This window comes from Myroides sp. LoEW2-1, assembly GCF_009767705.1.
Classification (GTDB): Bacteria; Bacteroidota; Bacteroidia; order Flavobacteriales; family Flavobacteriaceae; genus Flavobacterium; species Flavobacterium album_A.
Genome location: NZ_WSPP01000348.1, coordinates 1 through 1,889, shown reverse-complemented (window position 1 = coordinate 1,889; position 1,889 = coordinate 1). Strand labels below are relative to the sequence as shown.

Here is a 1,889-nt window from a genome sequence, read left to right as displayed (position 1 = left end):
ACTAAATATTCTACTTTATTTATATCACTACAGTTGATATAAATTTCTATTATCAATTTATCCATGTTTAAACTATTGGGGTAAAAAATAGAATGTAATATGTTTCTGCTCCATTTTTTGTTTGATGAAAACAAAATTAGAAGCTAAATCATTTTTTAAAAACATTATTCAATTAGAATAGTATTTATTTGTCTTCTAATCTCATCATATTTACTATATTAAGTAAGTTATTAATATGTATAAAGATGTTTGTCCTAAAATATTAAATATTATAAGGAGGTTTTAAATAAGGATTATCTCTTTTAAACTCATATTCTACCAATTCCTTATCAGACAGTTCTAACAACATTCTTATATACTTCGGTAGTCTTTCATAAGACATATTAGTTAATATTTTGTCTCCTTCAGGTATTTTGTCCCCTTTAGTTACATCGTAGTAATTTTTTTGAATATCGATTATTTCTTTATTTCTATTTACATCTAAGCTTTTTATATAACTATTATTATAGACTATACTTACTGAAGTAAGGTATCCCTTCTGGAATTCCTTAGTTATTCCAAACATAACATTCCCTCTACATTCATTAATCTGTATCGGTTCTCCATCTTCATTATAGATATGTTCTAAACCATTTTTTAAACCATCTATAAATTCTGCTTCACTTTCTATCTTACCTTGCCATTTATTATATATTACTCCCGTATAAGGCTTCGTTAATTCTGGGTCTAAATAGTATGTTACTATCCCATTTACATCATTCTCTACATAAAATGAATCATCTATATCTTCTAATCTCATCATATTTACTATATTATTTAAGTTATTAATATATATAAAGATGTTTACCTCTAAAAATATTAAATATTATAAGGAGGTCTTAAATAAGGGTTATCTTTTTTAAACTCATATTCTACCAATTCCTTATCAGATAGTTCTAACAGTATTCTTATATACTTCGGTAGTCTTTCATAAGACATCTTAGTTATTATCTTATCACCTTCGGGTATTTTGTCCCCTTTAGTTACATCGTAGTAAAATTTTTGAACATTAATTATCTCATAATTATGACCTATTTCTAAATATTTTACTAATCTACCATTATAGTTTATACTTACTGATGTAAGGTATCCCTTCTCAAATTCTTTTGAGATTCCAAACTCAATATTTCCTCTACACTCACTAATCAGTATCAATTCTTCTTCTTCATTATACACATGCTCCAATCCATTTTTTAAACCATCTATAAATTCTGCTTCACTTTCTATCTTACCTCGCCATTTATTATATATTACTCCCGTATAAGGCTTCGTCAATTCAGGGTCTAGGTAATAAATATGTTCTCCATTTACATCATCTTGCACATAAAGCGAGTGGTCTATATCTTCTAATCTCATCATATTTTTTTGTTTTTTTATATTATTTGTGTCCGTGTAGTTGAATTCCATCTGTTAAATATTCACAGTTTTGACATCTTTTTTTCAAAGGAGGAATTCCATTGTTTTCTAATATATCCTTAGGTTTTATCGCTCTATTACTTAAACTCATTTCTTTAATAGAATTTCTATCTACATGTATTCCTGCTTCTCTTCTTGCCTTAAGAGCTTGATCAAGAGCTCTTAATTTTGAATGTGCTGCTAATCTTCTATCAGCACGTTGAGGTAGAATGATTTCACCATTAGCTATTTTAACTTCATACTTATTTGTTAATTACTTAATAATGATACCTACTTTACTGTACTACAAATCAATAACCATTCTTTGTAATCAACAACTAACTGTTTAGAATCGTATGCACCCGAGCAAGTACATCTTGTGAGATCTAATTATTCTTCTACATTATCCAGGATAAGTTTCTTGTAATTATGAGGATATAAGTCTGCGATATTCT

Annotated in this window: 3 protein-coding genes; all 3 read right to left on the bottom strand. The window is 27.5% G+C overall.

Annotation, left to right across the window (positions count from 1 at the left end; translation table 11 throughout):
• Window positions 1–262 precede the first annotated feature (262 nt).
• From GOQ24_RS15730 to GOQ24_RS16885, 3 genes are read right to left on the bottom strand one after another with little or no spacing between them, the layout of a single operon-like run.
• Window positions 263–802, bottom strand: a complete 540-nt coding sequence (locus tag GOQ24_RS15730) for a hypothetical protein (protein WP_155093211.1) — start codon at window positions 800–802, stop codon at window positions 263–265.
• 56 nt (window positions 803–858) lie between these two features.
• Window positions 859–1,398 carry a hypothetical protein gene (locus GOQ24_RS15725; protein WP_155093443.1) on the bottom strand — a complete coding sequence of 180 codons (540 nt, stop codon included), beginning with the start codon at window positions 1,396–1,398 and terminating at the stop codon, window positions 859–861.
• Window positions 1,399–1,417: 19 nt separating this feature from the next.
• Window positions 1,418–1,546 (bottom strand): hypothetical protein, encoded by a 129-nt coding sequence (locus GOQ24_RS16885; protein WP_258204064.1) that lies wholly within the window; start codon window positions 1,544–1,546, stop codon window positions 1,418–1,420.
• Window positions 1,547–1,889: the final 343 nt, after the last annotated feature.

Coding starts and splice junctions, on each gene's coding strand:
- GOQ24_RS15725 (WP_155093443.1), bottom strand. CDS start 1,398: ATGATGAGATTAGAAGATATAGACCACTCGCTTTATGTGCAAGATGAT.
- GOQ24_RS16885 (WP_258204064.1), bottom strand. CDS start 1,546: ATGAGTTTAAGTAATAGAGCGATAAAACCTAAGGATATATTAGAAAAC.
- GOQ24_RS15730 (WP_155093211.1), bottom strand. CDS start 802: ATGATGAGATTAGAAGATATAGATGATTCATTTTATGTAGAGAATGAT.